Raw genomic sequence first — 17,468 nt, forward strand, 5'->3', positions numbered from 1 at the left:
ATTTCTTTTACATTGTAGTTTTTCATCAAAAAAAGCCCAAGTGCCAAGTCATTGAGCATTGTAGTGAGGCAGAATTCTTTAATAGATATCGCTTTCCTTATCATTAATCATTAAGTTTACTCTATTTGCCTCAGCTGTTAGTTCCATTGGCTCTATTGCTGTAACGGGGTTCATCATAACCATTAACCCAAATTCCATTAATCTTCCTTTTCCCATATCAGTATCAACGCTTTTCAATACCTCATCAAGGAGTGTCGGACCTAAAGTAATAATGGTTTCAGCTGTAAAACTATTTCTTATCTCTTCTTTTAAGGATTTTAACATCATAAATATTTCATCCGTATTGGGAGATTGGTCACGCAAGTTTTCGATTTCTTTAACAAAATCTTGTCCATTAAGGAACCTCTGACCTTGGCTACTGTTTACTTCAATCCCATTAGGAGCAATAGCGTCGATAATACTAGCCATACCTTCAGGATTAAATGTAAAACAATGATCTATGTTTAAATTATACCGATCTTCTACCGCTTCCATTAACTCGTTGGGCTCCATTTCCTGATCCGCCAATGCATCCTTGGGGAGCAGAACAGACCCCACCATTATCTTATCATGGTTGGTATCATATTTTATAAGCATGGCGGATTGTGCTGGTTTTGTTTTTTCCATCACTAAAAAGGTATGAAGCCCTTTATTTACAAATGAACTCTCCTTTAATTTTTCTTCCGTTGTCGATATCCCTTTAGCATCTTCGTCATCAGTCGAAGATCCATTATGAAATACAGATGTTAACGGACCAAAGCCAAAAAAGGACAATACAATCACTGCAATAATCAACTTTCTCATATTTTTGGACCCCCTTCATTCCTTTTCTATTATTGTCCATTGTAGGAAAGTAGGGGGAAGAATATACAATATATATACAAAAAAGCCCGTTCCTATTTTTAGCAGGAATTAGGCTTTTCATATTACTTCATTTCTTCTTTTAATACTTCGATTGCTTTTTGAAGCTGAGTATCATTATTTTCAATCTTATCTCTTAATAATTCCATCAATTTCAATGTGGAATCACCCTTTAATACTCCATCCTCGGGCAGCTTTTGGGCTTTTTGAAAAGCAACAACAGCTTCTTTTGTTTTTTCATCAAAGAATCCATCTTCGCGGCCTGGGTCATATCCAAGGGCATTAAGCATTTTTTGCGCTGTTTCCACCTCAGTCGACGAACTTGATAGCTTTAATTCCTTATCAGGATTAATGATTGACAATGTTGAATACGATGGAAGCGAAACTTCAAAATCTGGTTTAATTCCCTCTTTATGTATCCAATTCCCCTTAGGAGTCAGCCATTTTGCGGTTGTAAACTTAAGGTTCGAACCATCTTTAAGATCCTTAGCCGTCTGAACTGTTCCTTTACCAAACGAAGTCTCACCTACTAGTTTTACATCAGCAGACTCTCTTACCGCTGCGGCAAGAATTTCAGAGGCACTAGCACTGCCTTTATCAATTAATACGACCAATGGAAGATCTGGATTGCCATCATTTTCTGAAGGGTAATCTTTTATCTTTCCATTTCGATCTTCTACTTTTAAAATCAATTTACTATTTGGAACAAACATGCTGGAAATATTGATAGCCTCGTCCAATAAACCACCTGGATTATGGCGCAAATCGAGCACTAAACCCTTCATACCCTGCTTTTGCAGATCATTTAACATAACAACGAGATCTTGAGGTGTATTGTTAGAAAAGCTAGTAATTTGCACTTTAGCAATACTATCGTCGACCATTTCTCCATACACTGTTTCAATTGGAATCTCATCGCGAATAATTGGAACCTTGATTAGGTTATCTGCCCCTGGCCGTTGAATTTCTAATTCAACCTTTGTTCCTTTTTCACCGCGAATTAATGTAACTGCTTCTGTTGAAGTCATCCCTTGGATGCTTTTTCCATCTACAGACATGACCGTATCATTTGGTTTTAACCCTGCTTTTTCTGCAGGTGAACCTTTGATTGGAGAAACAATAACAATAAAGCCATCCTTTTCCTGGATTTCAGCACCTATTCCCTCGAAGGATGAATCGATGCTGTTATGAAAGCTCTTAGCTTCGTCGATACTCATATAATCTGTATATGGATCGTCAAGTGCTTTAACCATTCCGTCAATAGCACCATTAATTAGATCGTTTTGATCCAACTCTTTAAAATATTCCTTTTTTAACGTGTCGTAAGCAGAATAGAGCTTATTAAATTCAGTCCTTTCACTTGCGACTGTAACGACTTTTTCCTCACCAAACGATAGTGCAAATGTAGTAACACCTGCTGTTAGGAAAACAATGAAAAATAACATCATAACAAAATGAAATTTTTTCATATTAACAAACCCTGATTTGTTTTCATTCACTTGCTCTTGTTCTAAATTCTCTTGACCGACATTCTGTTCATCCATAGCGTTCACCACTTTCATTAACCAAAAAATAAGAAAAGAATCCTTAAGGTTTAGAATAACATCTTTCATATAAAATTAACAAAGAAAAGTGTGTGAAAATAATTAACGGCACTGACCAAAAGGGGCGCCCTTAATTTATTTCTACAAAAGATTGTAACTTCACATTTTCTTGACTTCATTAAAATATTCTTCCAATGTCCAGTTATGTTCATAAATAACATTTGCTGCTTTCACACCTACGTAGCGAAAGTGCCATGGTTCATAGATGTAATTAGTAATAGCTTCTTTTCCTTTCGGATATCGGAGGATAAAACCAAAGCGATGGGCATTTTCAGCGAGCCATTTTCCTTCCTTGGTATTAGCATAGCTTTCATCTAGATTGAAATTGATCGATCTGCTTGTGATATCCATGGCTAGTCCAGATTGATGCTCACTAGAACCTGGAATCGCCACTACTTGCATGGCTTTATCTCTCCCTACACGATTTGTTTCTGCCTCAAACAGTATTTCTTGTCGGTTATATGAACGATAACCAGATACGGCGAACAGCTCAATCCCAGCATTTTTTGCCTCTGTAAACATTTTTGTTAATGCATCAGCTGCTTCTTGCCTCATTAAACTTTTTTCAGCCTCCTCATCACCAAAAGTAAAAGCAACATTTGGCCTCACTAAATCTTCAGGCACATAGCTCTCAGGGAGAAAGTATTGGTTATTCACTAATGCCATCGTGTTTGTTGTATTCTGGATGACATTCTTTCCATCCACTTCTTTAATTTCATTAAAAAATATTGATTCTAAACTTAATGGGTCATTTTCAGGAGGTAATTCTTCTTGTGGCTGCTGATTTTCTTCACCAGAATCATCTGAAGTGAATGGGAGCTTTTTCAAAGGTAAATCTATCTGATTGCAACCGCTAACTAATAGGGCAATCATTATAAACAACAACATAAACTTCAATCTCATATTTTCCACCCATCTATTTTTTCTTCATGTTATCGACTATATCAATGGCCAAAGATATGGGAAAACCTCTTCCATTAGTGAAAGAGGTCAAGTTAAAATACTGGTTACTTGATTGCAGCTTCTAACGCCACTTCAATCATGTCATTGAAGGTTAGTTGTCTTTCTTCAGCTGTCGTTTCTTCGCCCGTTAAAATGTGGTCACTGACAGTCAAGACAGACAATGCTCTGCGATCAAACTTTGCCGCTAATGTGTAAAGAGCTGTGGTCTCCATTTCAATCGCTAGAATTTGATATTTTGCCCACTTCTCAAGGTCTGCATTATCGTTATAAAAAGAATCAGCAGTAAAAATATTGCCTACTCTAAGACTAAGTCCCTTCTCTACCCCTGCGTCGTATGCTTTTTTCAACAAATCAAAATTGGCACAAGGTGCAAAATCGACTCCCCCAAAGGTAAGGCGATTCATATTAGAATCAGTTGAACTAGTCATCGCAAGAATCACATCACGAACTTTTACGTCTTTTTGAATGGCACCGCAAGTACCCACGCGGATGAGGTTTTGGACATTATAGCTATTCATTAATTCGTTTACATAGATAGAGATGGAAGGAACACCCATACCTGTTCCTTGAACAGAAATTCTATTTCCTTTATATGTACCAGTATAACCAAACATATTTCGCACTTCGTTATAGCATTTAGCATCCTCTAAGAAGGTCTCAGCAATATATTTAGCCCTTAAAGGGTCTCCTGGCAGTAATACCGTTTCAGCAATTTCGTTTTCTTTTGCACCAATATGTACGCTCATGTAATATCCTCCATTCCTGTTAAGTGAAGTATTCCTTCACAATAGACAATATATCATAAAATAATTTTTTATGAAAAACCTTTTCACAACACAGACATGATTTTATTCAAATTGTGGAAAGCTATTTTTAGATTACCCAAAGGAGGTAGGATTATGGGAAAAAAACATCGAGCTCGTACTGGTTCACCTAAGAAAAATAATCATATCCCGCCAGAAGCAATAGAAGCTGAACACAATGCACATGCTAAGGAAAATAGCGCAACTGGTGGGCGTAAAAACAAACAACAATTTTAATAAGCCTAAGGAGAATTTTCTCCTTAGGCTTATTTTATCCAGTTTCAGACAACGGTATAAGTACAAGCTTGTGCGGACCATTTTTACCTAATGTGAATGCGATTAATAGGCTGCCAGCCGCCAGACTTGAGTTGATAATAATATTGGCCGCCAGTTCCTTCATCAATTAATAAAATATCTCCAGTAGCTAAAAATCTACCTTTGTAATTTGCTGGTATCCGATCAGTCACATTAAAACGGCTGAATGTTTCTTCCAAACAGTTTTCACGAGTACTAGCATGTATAAACATCCGATAAACTTGTTTATATCCCTTTTTATCTCGATATTTTGGAGTTTGGAAGATTGTCACATCATATTGAATACTAGCTCTTTTCGTAATCGCTTTGATCATCTTATCCCTCCAATCATTAAAATAAAAACTGTTACTTTAATAATTAGAGATGGACACTGTCAATTCCTGCTTAAAATGACAGTTTTTTTGATGTTTACGAATATCTTTGTAAAACATTGTGGATTTGTTGTTGTAAATTGGGAATATCAGTAGTTGAAACATTCAATCTCACATTTGATTCATCCGCTCCAATCGCTTCTGCAAATAACCCGCCTAGTCCGCGTGCACGGCGATCTACTTGGAAAAGCAATTCCATCCGATCACTGCCTGAAGGTCTGAATACCACTTCCAATTCATCCAATTTCCCACGGAATGCTCCTGATGTAGGTACAAATTCAAATTCTTGTACAAACGGGAATCTGCCGCGCAGACGATGCGGTGCTGCTTCACATTCTGCTTCTCTTAATCGGAAGCCTAAACCATCAATGGCATTAAACACTTCATTCATTAAGCGATTAGGAATCACTTTAAGATAATCCTTATCACCTGGGTCAACGGCATTTTTAATATCCAGACCAGTAGTCACCCAAATCTTTGATTTGCCGATAGACAGAGGTGTGTCAATTGGAAGGTCGAAGGAAAAGGGGATTTCTTTTCTTTCATTTTTTCCAATAGTAAATGGACTGGTAATTCGAAAACGGTCGAGTGTCGCTGTCACATTGTACTTTCGATCATCGGATTCTTTTAAATAGGTAGTATTTAGCGATAAATAAATGTCGTCAATCTGCTGTGCAACCTTTCCGCCTCTTATTTCAACTACCCCCCTTACAACTTCCCCAGGCATATACGTATCCTTTTCAAGCTTCGTGTCCACTGCTGCAGACCCAATTCCAATGCTTGCAAACGCTTTGTCAAAAAAAGACATTTTTATTTCCTCCCAGAAAAATGATTTTTTTGTAAATCTGAATTATATATATTTTAGCTAATTTTAATACGGATTAGAAAAAGTAAAGGTTTCACCAATATAATAAATATTTTTTACTTCATTGAAATCTCTAACTAAACTCAATTTTAACCAAACAAAAAGCGAGCACGAATGCTCGACCTTTTATTTACTGCCTATTTTTAAAGGGGAAATTACTCTCCTTTTATACGAAATTACTCATCTGGTACTTCTTCATCAATAATACTTTTTTCAATTAAATATTCGAAGGTGATATCAGCGATTTCCTCTAATTCTTCCTCAGAAGGTATATATCCTCTTTTTACTAGCTCGTGAAAGAAAAATTCAGCAATTTCTTCCGTATCAATAAACACTTCAATCTCCCGCAAGCAATCGCCCCCTTTTTACAGAATGTATGTTAATTCCTGCACTTTCATGCTACTTACTTCAGAAGAACCTCGGTATTTTATCAATTAGCTTTACCTTTTAAGCATGTGATGAAATTTTATAAATAGATGTCTTTTTTCTTTTGGGCAAGCATAGGATGAATCAAAAGAACTCAGTCGAGGTGGTACTATGTTGAACTTACAGACTAAATTAGATGCAATCATTGAAGATGTAAACCAGGAGGACGGATTTATCCCCCGATTATTTGAGAAGATTACTGACTCTTTATTTTTTCTGATCAAATGGGGAGGAATACCAATGGTAATTTATTTATTAATTGGGGTTTCGAGGTGGTAAAAAAGTTATACGTGGGTTTTACCATCGTCATTTACAACACTTTTTAACTTCCTCAAAATGACACGCATCACTTGATAATACTCTTGATCTTGAAACATCTGATATAGAATTTTATAATCATTAAATATATCCAATAAATGGTCGATTAATTGCCTTTTTTCCTTTTTACGTTCAATCGCTTCAAGCTCTGCTTTTCTGACCAAGTTTTGTTTTTGTGATACGGCTACTTGTTTTTCTTCGTTGTTAACTAAGTATAAGAGTCCTAGTTTCTGAATAAAGGTGTCAGCACTCTCAGCATCGGCTACGAGTGTTATTTCTTCTTCACCAGCCTCAAGCCATTCCCCATCACTAACCCTTGATAGCTCATAGATAACGTCTTCCCATGCATCTTCTTTATAACGCCAGATTTCTGTGCGAAACCCAACAACCTTAAACAGGTCGGAGCCATATCCGCTTACCTGAACCAAGTCACCGAAAAAAAATTGGTATTCAATATCTATTTGTTCCTGCTCCACAAGCGTCCCTTCAAATTCAGAAAGAAGTTGCAGGCCTGATTCAACAAAAAGCCCATCGCTTTTATTTACTTCATACACAAACTTGCCGTCAAGCCACTTAACATCTGTTACCTTACCGACAGTACCATACATTGATATCACGACCGTATCACCGACCTTATACTTCGGTATATTCCTTCTTTTCATGTCCTCCATCCTCTCAATGATGAGTCGTGAATTTGATTACAATAGTATATGCACTAAAAGTTATATAGCGCACGTCAGAAATAAGAAAAATCGCCTCTTTTTAAGAGACGATTTGGTAAGTTGATTAACTTTCCATTAGGATGTATTCCTGCCATACTTCATCAAAAACAGACATGGAGTTCAAATAATGACCATTCAATTCAAGGTAGGTACTAATCTCGTGGTAATCATCGGCAATCTTTGGAAAACTGTGATCCAGATAGGCATGATTGGCAAAGTCACTAATCGCATCCTTTGGTTTTGGATGTCTGTATTTCATTAAAAAATGATAAAAGGATTTCCTCATACTGTCCGCCATTCCTTTAAATACAAATTAATTTTTCTTAAAAACACTATAACGGAAACATTAGGCGGCGTCCAGCATGTTATTATGATGAAAAATCAAAATAATTCTTTTTTAGAAATCTTGGAATCTTCATTAATTCATTATAAATTACCGTACTACCCAGCTGTTTGCAATCTATTAAATATAATTGATCCTCGATTTCACGCACTGTCTGTTCCGTTTGATAGGTCATTTTACAATCATTGCACGTAATCGAAGGGGTCTCCACAATTTCAATTGCTTTTGTTCCATCTGGTAGCTCCCAATAGACAGAGGCAGTACCGCCTATTATTTTTTCACTTTCACACCATTCACAAAAGGCCATTATCAGCCCCCCTTATTCATTTTTTTCCGTGCTTACATCAGTGTCATTTTTTTCTGGCTTCTTCAGCTGTGCTTGATATTTCTTTTCCTTTAATTCATCCCGCTTATTTCGCTTATCCTTCAGGGATGAATGGGTTGGATTTTGTTGATATTCTTTTCGGCGATTTAATCTTATTAAGCCCTCAGGTACAAGATTAAAATGCTGGTCATTCATGATACCTGCAATTCCGCTAAGCGACTTTTTCTCAGACATGTCAGGATACACCTCTTGAAAATAGCCTTCGGCTGTCCCAGGCTGATAATTTTCAGGCTCCGGGTATGAGGTAATGACCCCTTCAAAGTTTCGAAGGACGACTTTCTCAGGACTTTGGGATATTAAATAATTCGGTTGAAGAGCGATCTTCCCGCCGCCGCCTGGACCATCTAAAACAAAGGTTGGTACCGCATAGCCACTTGTATGGCCGCGGAGACCCTCGATAATTTCAAGTCCTTTTGAAACAGGTGCACGGAAATGGCCAATTCCTTCTGATAGATCACATTGATAAATATAGTATGGGCGCACACGAATTTTTACCAGGTCATGCATGAGTTTCTTCATAATTGGGACACTGTCATTGATGCCCGCGAGAATGACCGATTGATTTCCGACGGGAACACCAGAATTTGCAAGCATTTCACATGCCTTTTTCGAATCCTCTGTGATTTCGATGCTTGTGTTAAAATGAGTGTTTAACCAGATTGGATGATATTTTTTCAAAATCTCACAAAGATTTTCCGTGATTCTTTGCGGAAAAACAACTGGTGCCCTTGTTCCAATTCGGATAATCTCAACATGGTCAATTTCTCGGAGATTCTTCAAAATATACTCAAGAATATTATCATTTATTAACAGCCCATCCCCACCTGATATCAGCACGTCACGGACCTGTGGTGTTTGACGTATATATGCAATGGCAGCATCTAATTGTTTTTTCGGAACTCCCATACCGATTTGGCCAGAAAAACGTCTTCTCGTACAATACCGGCAATACATCGAGCATTGATTCGTGACAAGAAACAAGACACGATCCGGGTAACGATGTGTTAATCCTGGTACCGGTGAATCTTCATCCTCGTACAATGGGTCTTCGAGGTCATATTTTGTTTTATAAATTTCCTTTGATATCGGTACGGATTGCATGCGTATAGGGCATCGCGGGTCTTCTGGATTCATAAGAGAAGCATAATAGGGTGTAATATTTAAGGGAATCGTCTTTGTAGAAATTTTGACGCCTTCCTCTTCATCAGGAGTGAGGTTAATTACCTTTTTTAAATCCTCTAACGTTCGAATCGTATTGGTCAACTGCCAGAGCCAATCATTCCACTGCTCTTCCGTAACATCTTTCCAAAGTTCAATATCCTTCCAATGCCTATTAGGCTGGTATAATGAATATTTCATGTGAGTTTCCCCCTTAACCTGCTTTTAGTAAAATAATATGCAAGAATCGTGCCAATGGGATAAAAACCCAGAAAGTCCTGAAAATCAGCGGTTTTTTCATTTTAGTTGATTGGAGCGGAAAGCGAAGTGCCTGGAGCTCCAATCAACAGGCAAATTTAATTGAATCAAATAAAAAAGCCGCCGATTTTTCGGCAGCTACTGATTTGTCTTTTTCATTTTGTATTGCAAGGTTTGTCTTGGAATTTCTAATAGCTTTGCTGCCTGTTTAATATTTCCTTCGGTTAATTTTAGGGCATGGTCAATCAACCGCTGCTCCAGCTCAGCAATATTTTTGCGTAATGATAAATCTATCTCACGTTGATTCGTCGGTGCTGCCTGTTGTCTCATCATTACGGGCAGGTCAGCTGCAAAAAGCTTTTGACCCTCACTGATATTCATCATATATTCAATCGTATGCTTGAGTTCGCGAACATTTCCTGGCCACTTATACCCTAAGAAAAAGAGTTCTAGTTTTCCATCAAGTCCTTGAATACTTTTTTGCAGCTTTCTATTGAACGACTGAATAAAATAGTCGGATAAAAACAGAATGTCATCCTTCCGTTCGCGGATTGGAAGCAAGCTAAATGTAAATACATTTAATCGATAATAAAGGTCCGAACGTAACTTTTGTTCTTGGAGTGCCCTGCTTGGATGAACATTCATGGCGGCGATGATACGTACATTAACAGATACATTTTGTACACTGCCAACCCTTCTAACCATTCCATCCTCTAATACACGCAGAAGCTTCGCTTGTAGTTCAATTGGCATCGCATGTAATTCATCAAGAAAAAGTGTCCCACCATCTGCCAGCTCAAATAAACCCTTTCTTTCAACCGCACCAGTATAGCTACCTTTAGCCGTACCAAAAAGGATACTCTCTAATAAGGTTTCGGGAATAGCAGCACAATTTTGGGCAATAAATGGTCCGTCAGCTCGAAGTGACTCGTGATGGACACCTTGAACAAAAAGTTCCTTTCCTGTCCCACTTTCTCCGTAGACAAGAATTGGAGAATCTGATTTTGCCAGTTTTCTAGCCTCTTCCTTTGTACTCAAGAACTGGGCATTAACGGTCTTTAAATCATTTAGAGTATATTTCACAGTCTTCGATGACTTCTTCTTACCTGCTTTATTAAAACCTTTTTGTAAATCTAATAGTCTTTCCGCCAGCAGCTTCATCCGTGTGTAATCCTTTGCAATTTCAACAGCACCAATGATTTCTTTATCTAAAAAAATCGGCAGTGTTGTATTAATTGTATCAATTCGTGTTCCATGGATATTCACGTATACCTGTGTTTGATTGTAGATGGGCTTCGATGTTTTAATCACCTTTAAAAGCGTACTTGAATCAACAGTTAACGAAGGAAATACATCTAATAAATGTTTCCCTTGGACTTCCTTCACGTCCATGCCATCATGTTTGGCAGCAACTTCATTATAAAATATTGTTTCCCCTTCCGTATTAACAACATGAATTCCTTCATCGATCGATTTGAGAATAGCTGAAAGAACTTCTTGTGTTAGTGCGTTTAACTGGGCCACTAATTCACCTCCCCTATTTACTTACTGAAAATAGATGCCGAAAATTTAGCACCCGCGCCAAGATTTTAGCAGTCTGTCAGATTCTTTACCCACATATTCATATTTTCTAGCTTATCGTAAATATAGCAGTTATTCATTAACCTCCCGCGATACTTATACCCGAGTTGAAATAAAACAGCGTTCATTCCGAACGATAAACTCCGGGCAATCGAGTAAGCACAATAGATACCCTTTTGCTTCAATTCTCGTTCAAGCTCCTGAAGGATAATTTTCATCAACCCATATTTCCGATGCTCTGAAAGTGTGGCACAATCTGTTAGTTCAGCATTTTTGTAGAACTCATTTACCTCTGCTGATGCGGCACTGACAATTTTTCCTTGATAGTAGAAAACGTAATAGATTGTTCCTTCTTGCATCGTCTTTTTCACATAGTCCGGGTTGTGTAATGGGGTTGGATAGATTTGAAAAATTTGCTTGTAGAGAGCTGAAAGTTCCTCCGCACTGCTTTCATCCCCTTTTTTCAATTCATATTCTATAGGAGGATAGGTTTTTTGAATGGTCGAATCTAATTGATAAATACTTTGGATCATCCCGTCTTCGGTTATCCAGTGGTCATTTTTCTTTCGTTCTGGGGTATAGTATTTCGAAAAAAAGTGAGCATCGGACCCAAGAAAAAAGCGATCAACAACCGCTTCAGGCTGAAAGCCCCTTTCATATAATGCTAAAAAATCCTCTGCTCGTGCTTTTATTATTAATTTTTCAGCATGGTGCTGATGTGCCAGCTCCTCTGCTTTATGTAATAGGAATTTTACAGAGCCGCGATAATCGTCCACTCGAATTCTTTTATTGAAAGGATCCAGATATATTTCAAGAAAGTAATTACTTTCTTGAATATAAATCACCGAGGCTTGTTGATTCATGCTTACCACTCCTTTTGAACTATATTGTAAAAAATGCCTGACTTATTTAGCAGCCAGACATTTTCTTTTACTCCGTTTTGAAGCTGATTAGTTTTAGTTCGGTCATTTCTTCGACAGCGTACTTGATTCCTTCTCGGCCCATCCCGCTCATTTTTACCCCGCCATAGGGCATTTGGTCGACGCGGAAGGTTGGAATTTCATTGATCATTACACCGCCAACCTCAAGCTTCTTTGCGGCCTGAAGCGCTTTATGAATATCATTGGTGAAGATGCCTGCTTGGAGTCCATACTTTGAATCATTAACAAACTCGATTGCTTCGTCGAAATGGTTGAAACGATTGATATGAACAACAGGGGCAAAAACTTCTTCACAACTGACCTTCTCCATTAAAGGAACATCCGCCAACACCGTAGGCTGAAAAATCCCATCCTTGATGCCGCCGCCTAGTTTTAAAACTGCACCATTACGTACTGCTTCATCCACCCAATCCTTTGTCCGCTGGTTGTCACCTCTTGTGATGAGCGCTGAAAGGTCGGTATCTTCTTCAAGCGGATCACCAGCTTTTAACTTTTGGGTTTCGTTTATAAATTGTTCAACGAAACGATCAAAAATATTTTCATGGACAAAAATACGCTGAATCGAAATACAAACCTGCCCTTGATAGGCAAAAGCTCCGCTCACAATTTTTGGTATTACTTTTTCGATTGATATAGCATCATCTACAATCAATGCTGAGTTTGAACCCAATTCAAGAGTGACACGTTTTAATCCGGAGTTTTCACGAATATATTTACCGACCTCTGGGCTTCCCGTAAAGGTGATCATCTTAATTCTCTCATCTTTCATTAAAATATCGCCAACAGAGCGTCCACTGCCGGTTATCACATTTAATGCACCCTTAGGCAGGCCTGCCCGATGAAAATACTCAGCAATTTTATAGGCAGATAATGGCGTTTGGCTCGCAGGTTTAAGCACAACTGTATTTCCTGCTGCAATTGCAGGGCCTACTTTGTGGGCAACAAGATTCATAGGAAAATTAAATGGAGTAATCGCCGCAATAACACCTAACGGTTCGCGGATGGTAAAAGCAAGTCGACCTTGCCCGCCTGGTGCAGCATCCATCGGTACTGTTTCTCCGTGGATTCGCCTTGCTTCATGTGCTGCAAACGTGTAGGTAATAATCGTACGATCCACTTCTGCACGGGCAGCCTTTAATGGCTTAGCAGCCTCCTTAGCAATGATCCTTGCGCATTCCTCTTTTTCGGCCTTAAGGTACCCTGCTACCTTTTCGAGAATTTCAGCACGTTCAAAGGCAGGCATTGCAGCCATTGCAGCCTTAGCTTGCTCGGCTTCACTTATAGCATCAAGCACATCTTCATGACTGGCAATGGCAATATCGCCAAGGTACTCTAAATTATATGGATTTTTTAGCTCGGCATAGGAAAGGGCATTTCGATTTTCCCCGCCAATCCACAATGGTTTCTTCAATATTCTCCCTCCAATTTTCCAATTTTTATCATTATTATTCTATTGTATCACTTTACTGGTCTTCCTTCGCAGTATTCTCCTCACATACTACACACCATTTGAGTAACGTTAGGGCAATGATTTCGCTTGCTAAAAACATCTCCTCCAGGACGATATGCTCATTTGCATCGTGAGCGGTTTCTGTCACTCCTGGACCAAATACAACAACGGGTGTATCTCCAACATTTGAAAGAATTCCGCCATCCGTCCCCCACGGACTTGCTTCGATTATTGGATCCACTCCCTTTATATCCGCAAAACACTCAGAAAGAGTCTGCATTAACGGGTGATCACTATTAAGATTACCTGGTAGCCATCTGCCCCCAAACCACTCAATTTGGAGAGGGTTTTCCTGAAACCACGCATCTTGCTCATTTAGTTCAAGAAGGCAGTTTGTCATTTCTTGTTGTGCAGCTGTTATCGTTTCATCTGGTGCTACCCCCATTCTTCCTTCAATAACAGCCACATCTGGAACAGAGGATGGCCATTCTCCACTGTTTATTTTTCCTATATTAATAGGGATTGGAATTGGAACTTTATCAAAAAGCGGATCAACGATTTTTCTGTTTCGCTCTTTCTCTAATCGCTGCAAACTATCTATGACAATTAGTGCTTTTTCAATGGCGCTTACCCCTTCGTACCTTGTGCCGCCGTGGGCTGCCCTCCCCTTCACCTTGATACGAAACCACATCGAACCCTGCTGCTTAGGAAAGATTTTCATGTTTGTCGGTTCTGGAATGATGGCACCGTCCGCTGTGTAGCCTCTGAGCACTGCTGCAAGAGTACCCGCCCCGCCGCTTTCTTCTTCAATGACACTTTGATAAATCACATCCCCCTTAAGTTTGATGCCCGTCGCAATTAACGATTCAATAGCCATTAACAGTGCAACTGTTCCGCCCTTCATATCAGTTGCACCACGCCCATAAAGTTTTCCGCACTCAATTTGTCCGCTGAATGGATCATGCTTCCAGTTCCTCTCATCACCAACAGGGACGACATCGATATGTCCGTTTAAGATAATCGATTTTCCTCCACCGGATCCTTTTAAGACTGCTACTACATTCGGATTCCCGCCAAAGCTCTTGCGGTCACAACAATAGACTGGATGCTGCATTAGACCATCCCCTCCAATTTCCCATATATCCAAGGAGAGGCCAAGCTGACGGCATTTCTCAATAATAATCGCCTGGGCACTGCTTTCATTTCCCCGAGTACTATTCTCTTGTACAAGTAATTGTAAAAACCTAGCTCCCCTCGCTCGATTTTCCTTTAGCCATTGCTTAATAGCCAATTCATTACTCATTAATTCGTTCACTCCTTTATGGCTTAATATGGGATCAGGCGAATCTGTTCACTATTTTTAAGCTCACAGCCAGTTTTGTTCAGAACATCGTTTAAATCAAATGGGGCAAATAACTCGGTCAATCGCAGGCCTTCTGCCGTTACTGTAAAAACCGCCAGGTCTGTTATGATCATATCGACACAGGTAGCAGAGGTTAACGGTAAGGTACAAGCGGGAACGATCTTCGGTCTTCCCGCTCGGTCACAATGATTCATTACTACGATTACTTTTCTTGCCTTTTGCGCAAGCTCCATTGCTCCACCCATTCCAGGTACTTTTTTTCCAGGAACTATCCAGTTTGCAAGATCACCCTTCTCGCTCACCTCAAGTGAACCCAAAATAGTTAGGTCAACACGTCCCCTGCGGATCATCCCGAAGGCAATCGTACTATCACAGTAAGATCCGCCGCTGTTTAATGTAACAGGAAACCCTCCTGCATTGCATAGATTTTCATCCTCTTCACCTTTACTTGGACTTGGTCCCATTCCAGTGATTCCGTTTTCTGCATGAAACATCACTATCCTGTCGTTCGGTAAATGGTTAGGAACGAGAGAGGGAATCCCAATTCCAAGATTAACAACCATTCCCGTTTGAATTTCCTCTGCTGCTCTTCTTGCCATTCGATTTCGGCTATCTACTCCCATGCCCATTTCCAGTTCACTCCTTTTGAAGGTATGACGTAATCGACAAACACCCCTGGAGTGATAATTTCATCTGGATGCAAACTGCCCAGCGGGACAATTTCCTCAACTTCGGCAATCGTTAAATCACCCGCCATCGCAACAAGCGGATTGGTGTTCCTGGCACTTTTGTCATAAATCAGATTTCCATATGGATCAGCTTTTTTCGCAAATACAATTGACACTTCTGCAGTTAAAGCAGATTCAACTAAAAAGTCCTTACCATTAAGAAGAAAATGTGGTTTATTGCTTGAGACGATTTCGTTATCCATTCCAATATCCGATAAAATTGCCGGCAGTCCTACGCCGCCTGCACGAATTCTTTCTGCAAGAATTCCTTGCGGAGAAAATTCGACTGCAAGTCTTCCTTCATGCATTAACTTACCTGCAATCGGATTGGAACCAATATGTGAAGCAATAACTTTTATCGCCCTTTCTTTACTAACTAACTTACCAATGCCAATATGCGGAAAACCTGTATCATTTCCGATTAACGTCAGCTTACTAATTCCTTTCTCAAGAATTGCGTCAATAAGTTCAGGTGGAGTTCCGACTCCGCCGAACCCACCAAACATCAACGTCATTCCATCGTTGAAGAACCCCATCACATGCTCTAGCGTCGTAATTTTTCCAAACGGATTATCCATTTACACATCACCAACCGTCCTGTGATTATTCAGATACTCTGAAAAGTTTTCAAATGTTTGGTTCAATAATTGGATTAATTCATCCATTTCCTGCTTTGTAATGGTTAAAGGCGGAGAAATAATAATGGAGTCACCGTTAATTCCGTCGATGCCTGCACCAGCTGGATAAATGAGCAGACCATTTTTCTTTGCCATTTCAACTAATTTTGATGTAACCATAGATGTTCTTAAAAAAGGTGTTTTGGTTTCACGGTTTTCCACGAATTCAATCCCCAACATTAACCCCTTCCCGCGGATATCACCAATAAAGGTAAATTGACTTTTTAAGTTTTCAAGTTGTTTTATTAAGTAAATGGACTTCCATTCTACTTCTTTGACAATCTTATTTTTTTCCAAATATTCGAGAACCGCTAAGGAAACTGCACAGGATTGCGGGTTAGCGCTTAATGTATGTCCGCTCATAACAATTTTTGACCCTTTCAAAATCGGTTCCATCACCCTTTCACTTGCGAGGGCAGCGGCAATTGTTGCATAGCCAGCTCCCATCCCCTTCCCTAAAGCTACAATATCAGGAACGACATCCCATTGCTCCATCGCAAGCATGGACCCCGTCCTTCCAAAGCCTGTCATAACCTCATCAGCAATAAATAAAATATCATTGTCGTCGCATATTTTTTTAATCACTTTAAAATAGTCCTTCGGTGGCGTAATCGCTCCCCCGGCAGCTCCAATCACTGGCTCAGCAATAAATGCTGCAATGTTATTAGCACCTATTCGTTTTATAGCCGTTTCCAACTCATGTGCACATAAAAAGCCACAGGAGGGTGCCTCAAGACTATAGGGGCAACGGTAACAATACGGCGGGTGAATCACTGGAAAATCCTCAAGGAGCGGTACGAACCTTGCTCTTCTGCTGGTATGGCCAGACATGGAAAGTGCCCCTAGAGTAATTCCGTGATAACTAACCCAACGGGATAAAACCTTTGTTTTGGTTTGGATGCCTTTTTCCTGCCAATATTGGATAGCCATTTTCATCGCCGTTTCCGTTGCTTCAGAGCCGCTATTAACAAAAAAGCACCAATTAAGCTCCCCGGGTGTAAGTTCAGCGATTTTTTTTGCTAACTTTTCCGCCGCTTCACTGGTAAACTGTGAACGGTACACAAACGATACCCTGTTTGCTTGTTTCTGCATTGCTTCAATAATCTCCGTCACCCCGTGCCCGATATTCGCTGTGACCGCCCCCGAAGCCGCATCCAAGTATCTCTTTCCTTCCATATCAACCAGATAGACCCCTTTGCCATAATCAATCGTTGGCAACGTTTCATCGAGGACTGGCTTAATAAGAAATGATCGTTCCAAAACGGCACCACTTCCCTTTTCTTAATATTCCAGGTCT

General features: G+C 39.6%; 20 protein-coding genes. 2 read left to right on the forward strand and 18 right to left on the reverse strand.

Annotation, left to right across the window (positions count from 1 at the left end):
- Positions 1–78: 78 nt before the first annotated feature.
- The 4 genes from NSS81_RS02355 to deoD all read right to left on the reverse strand — a co-directional run bounded on the left by NSS81_RS02355 (position 79) and on the right by deoD (position 4,213).
- Positions 79–843 carry a hypothetical protein gene (locus NSS81_RS02355; RefSeq protein WP_342431956.1) on the reverse strand — a complete coding sequence of 255 codons (765 nt, stop codon included), beginning with the start codon at positions 841–843 and terminating at the stop codon, positions 79–81.
- A 122-nt stretch (positions 844–965) separates the two neighbouring features.
- On the reverse strand, positions 966–2,444 hold the full coding sequence (locus NSS81_RS02360; protein ID WP_342431957.1) for a S41 family peptidase: 1,479 nt from the start codon (positions 2,442–2,444) through the stop codon (positions 966–968).
- Between the two features lie 159 nt (positions 2,445–2,603).
- A complete protein-coding gene (locus NSS81_RS02365; protein WP_342431958.1) occupies positions 2,604–3,407 on the reverse strand; it encodes a M15 family metallopeptidase in 804 nt (267 codons plus the stop codon).
- A 104-nt stretch (positions 3,408–3,511) separates the two neighbouring features.
- Positions 3,512–4,213, reverse strand: a complete 702-nt coding sequence (deoD, locus tag NSS81_RS02370) for a purine-nucleoside phosphorylase (RefSeq protein WP_342431959.1) — start codon at positions 4,211–4,213, stop codon at positions 3,512–3,514.
- A gap of 153 nt (positions 4,214–4,366) precedes the next feature.
- Between deoD and NSS81_RS02375 the strand changes: the two genes are divergently transcribed.
- Complete coding sequence (locus NSS81_RS02375; RefSeq protein WP_342431960.1) at positions 4,367–4,507, forward strand: hypothetical protein; 141 nt, start codon at positions 4,367–4,369, stop codon at positions 4,505–4,507.
- Between the two features lie 83 nt (positions 4,508–4,590).
- On the opposite strand, the gene NSS81_RS02380 is transcribed toward NSS81_RS02375, so the two are convergent.
- The 3 genes from NSS81_RS02380 to NSS81_RS02390 form a co-directional block, all read right to left on the reverse strand.
- Positions 4,591–4,899 carry a YodL domain-containing protein gene (locus tag NSS81_RS02380; protein ID WP_342431961.1) on the reverse strand — a complete coding sequence of 103 codons (309 nt, stop codon included), beginning with the start codon at positions 4,897–4,899 and terminating at the stop codon, positions 4,591–4,593.
- Between the two features lie 94 nt (positions 4,900–4,993).
- Positions 4,994–5,764, reverse strand: a complete 771-nt coding sequence (locus NSS81_RS02385) for a sporulation protein (protein WP_342431962.1) — start codon at positions 5,762–5,764, stop codon at positions 4,994–4,996.
- A 233-nt stretch (positions 5,765–5,997) separates the two neighbouring features.
- Positions 5,998–6,171 carry a YozD family protein gene (locus tag NSS81_RS02390; protein WP_342431963.1) on the reverse strand — a complete coding sequence of 58 codons (174 nt, stop codon included), beginning with the start codon at positions 6,169–6,171 and terminating at the stop codon, positions 5,998–6,000.
- Positions 6,172–6,358: 187 nt separating this feature from the next.
- Between NSS81_RS02390 and NSS81_RS02395 the strand changes: the two genes are divergently transcribed.
- Positions 6,359–6,526 (forward strand): hypothetical protein, encoded by a 168-nt coding sequence (locus NSS81_RS02395; protein ID WP_342431964.1) that lies wholly within the window; start codon positions 6,359–6,361, stop codon positions 6,524–6,526.
- A gap of 5 nt (positions 6,527–6,531) precedes the next feature.
- On the opposite strand, the gene NSS81_RS02400 is transcribed toward NSS81_RS02395, so the two are convergent.
- The 11 genes from NSS81_RS02400 to NSS81_RS02450 form a co-directional block, all read right to left on the reverse strand.
- Positions 6,532–7,227 carry a hypothetical protein gene (locus tag NSS81_RS02400; RefSeq protein WP_342431965.1) on the reverse strand — a complete coding sequence of 232 codons (696 nt, stop codon included), beginning with the start codon at positions 7,225–7,227 and terminating at the stop codon, positions 6,532–6,534.
- A 124-nt stretch (positions 7,228–7,351) separates the two neighbouring features.
- A complete protein-coding gene (locus tag NSS81_RS02405; protein WP_342433906.1) occupies positions 7,352–7,573 on the reverse strand; it encodes a YozE family protein in 222 nt (73 codons plus the stop codon).
- A gap of 82 nt (positions 7,574–7,655) precedes the next feature.
- Positions 7,656–7,937, reverse strand: a complete 282-nt coding sequence (locus NSS81_RS02410) for a YokU family protein (protein WP_342431966.1) — start codon at positions 7,935–7,937, stop codon at positions 7,656–7,658.
- A 12-nt stretch (positions 7,938–7,949) separates the two neighbouring features.
- Positions 7,950–9,374: a lysine 2,3-aminomutase gene (gene ablA / locus NSS81_RS02415; RefSeq protein ID WP_342431967.1), complete on the reverse strand. Its 1,425-nt coding sequence runs from the start codon at positions 9,372–9,374 to the stop codon at positions 7,950–7,952.
- A 195-nt stretch (positions 9,375–9,569) separates the two neighbouring features.
- Positions 9,570–10,955 carry a sigma 54-interacting transcriptional regulator gene (locus NSS81_RS02420; RefSeq protein ID WP_342431968.1) on the reverse strand — a complete coding sequence of 462 codons (1,386 nt, stop codon included), beginning with the start codon at positions 10,953–10,955 and terminating at the stop codon, positions 9,570–9,572.
- 65 nt (positions 10,956–11,020) lie between these two features.
- Positions 11,021–11,875 carry a putative beta-lysine N-acetyltransferase gene (ablB, locus tag NSS81_RS02425; protein WP_342431969.1) on the reverse strand — a complete coding sequence of 285 codons (855 nt, stop codon included), beginning with the start codon at positions 11,873–11,875 and terminating at the stop codon, positions 11,021–11,023.
- A 67-nt stretch (positions 11,876–11,942) separates the two neighbouring features.
- A complete protein-coding gene (locus NSS81_RS02430) occupies positions 11,943–13,364 on the reverse strand; it encodes an aldehyde dehydrogenase family protein (protein ID WP_342431970.1) in 1,422 nt (473 codons plus the stop codon).
- 52 nt (positions 13,365–13,416) lie between these two features.
- Positions 13,417–14,706 carry a peptidase gene (locus NSS81_RS02435; protein WP_342431971.1) on the reverse strand — a complete coding sequence of 430 codons (1,290 nt, stop codon included), beginning with the start codon at positions 14,704–14,706 and terminating at the stop codon, positions 13,417–13,419.
- A 23-nt stretch (positions 14,707–14,729) separates the two neighbouring features.
- Positions 14,730–15,395 carry a 3-oxoacid CoA-transferase subunit B gene (locus tag NSS81_RS02440; protein WP_342431972.1) on the reverse strand — a complete coding sequence of 222 codons (666 nt, stop codon included), beginning with the start codon at positions 15,393–15,395 and terminating at the stop codon, positions 14,730–14,732.
- The gene (locus NSS81_RS02445) at positions 15,380–16,072 is read right to left on the reverse strand and encodes a CoA transferase subunit A (RefSeq protein WP_342431973.1); all 693 of its coding nucleotides are present in this window, start codon (positions 16,070–16,072) and stop codon (positions 15,380–15,382) included. The genes NSS81_RS02440 and NSS81_RS02445 overlap by 16 nt, the downstream gene beginning before the upstream one ends.
- Positions 16,073–17,431 carry an aspartate aminotransferase family protein gene (locus tag NSS81_RS02450; protein WP_342431974.1) on the reverse strand — a complete coding sequence of 453 codons (1,359 nt, stop codon included), beginning with the start codon at positions 17,429–17,431 and terminating at the stop codon, positions 16,073–16,075. It lies immediately after the preceding gene.
- Positions 17,432–17,468 lie beyond the last annotated feature (37 nt).

The sequence above is a fragment of the Neobacillus sp. FSL H8-0543 genome, assembly GCF_038592905.1.
GTDB lineage: Bacteria > Bacillota > Bacilli > Bacillales > Cytobacillaceae > Neobacillus.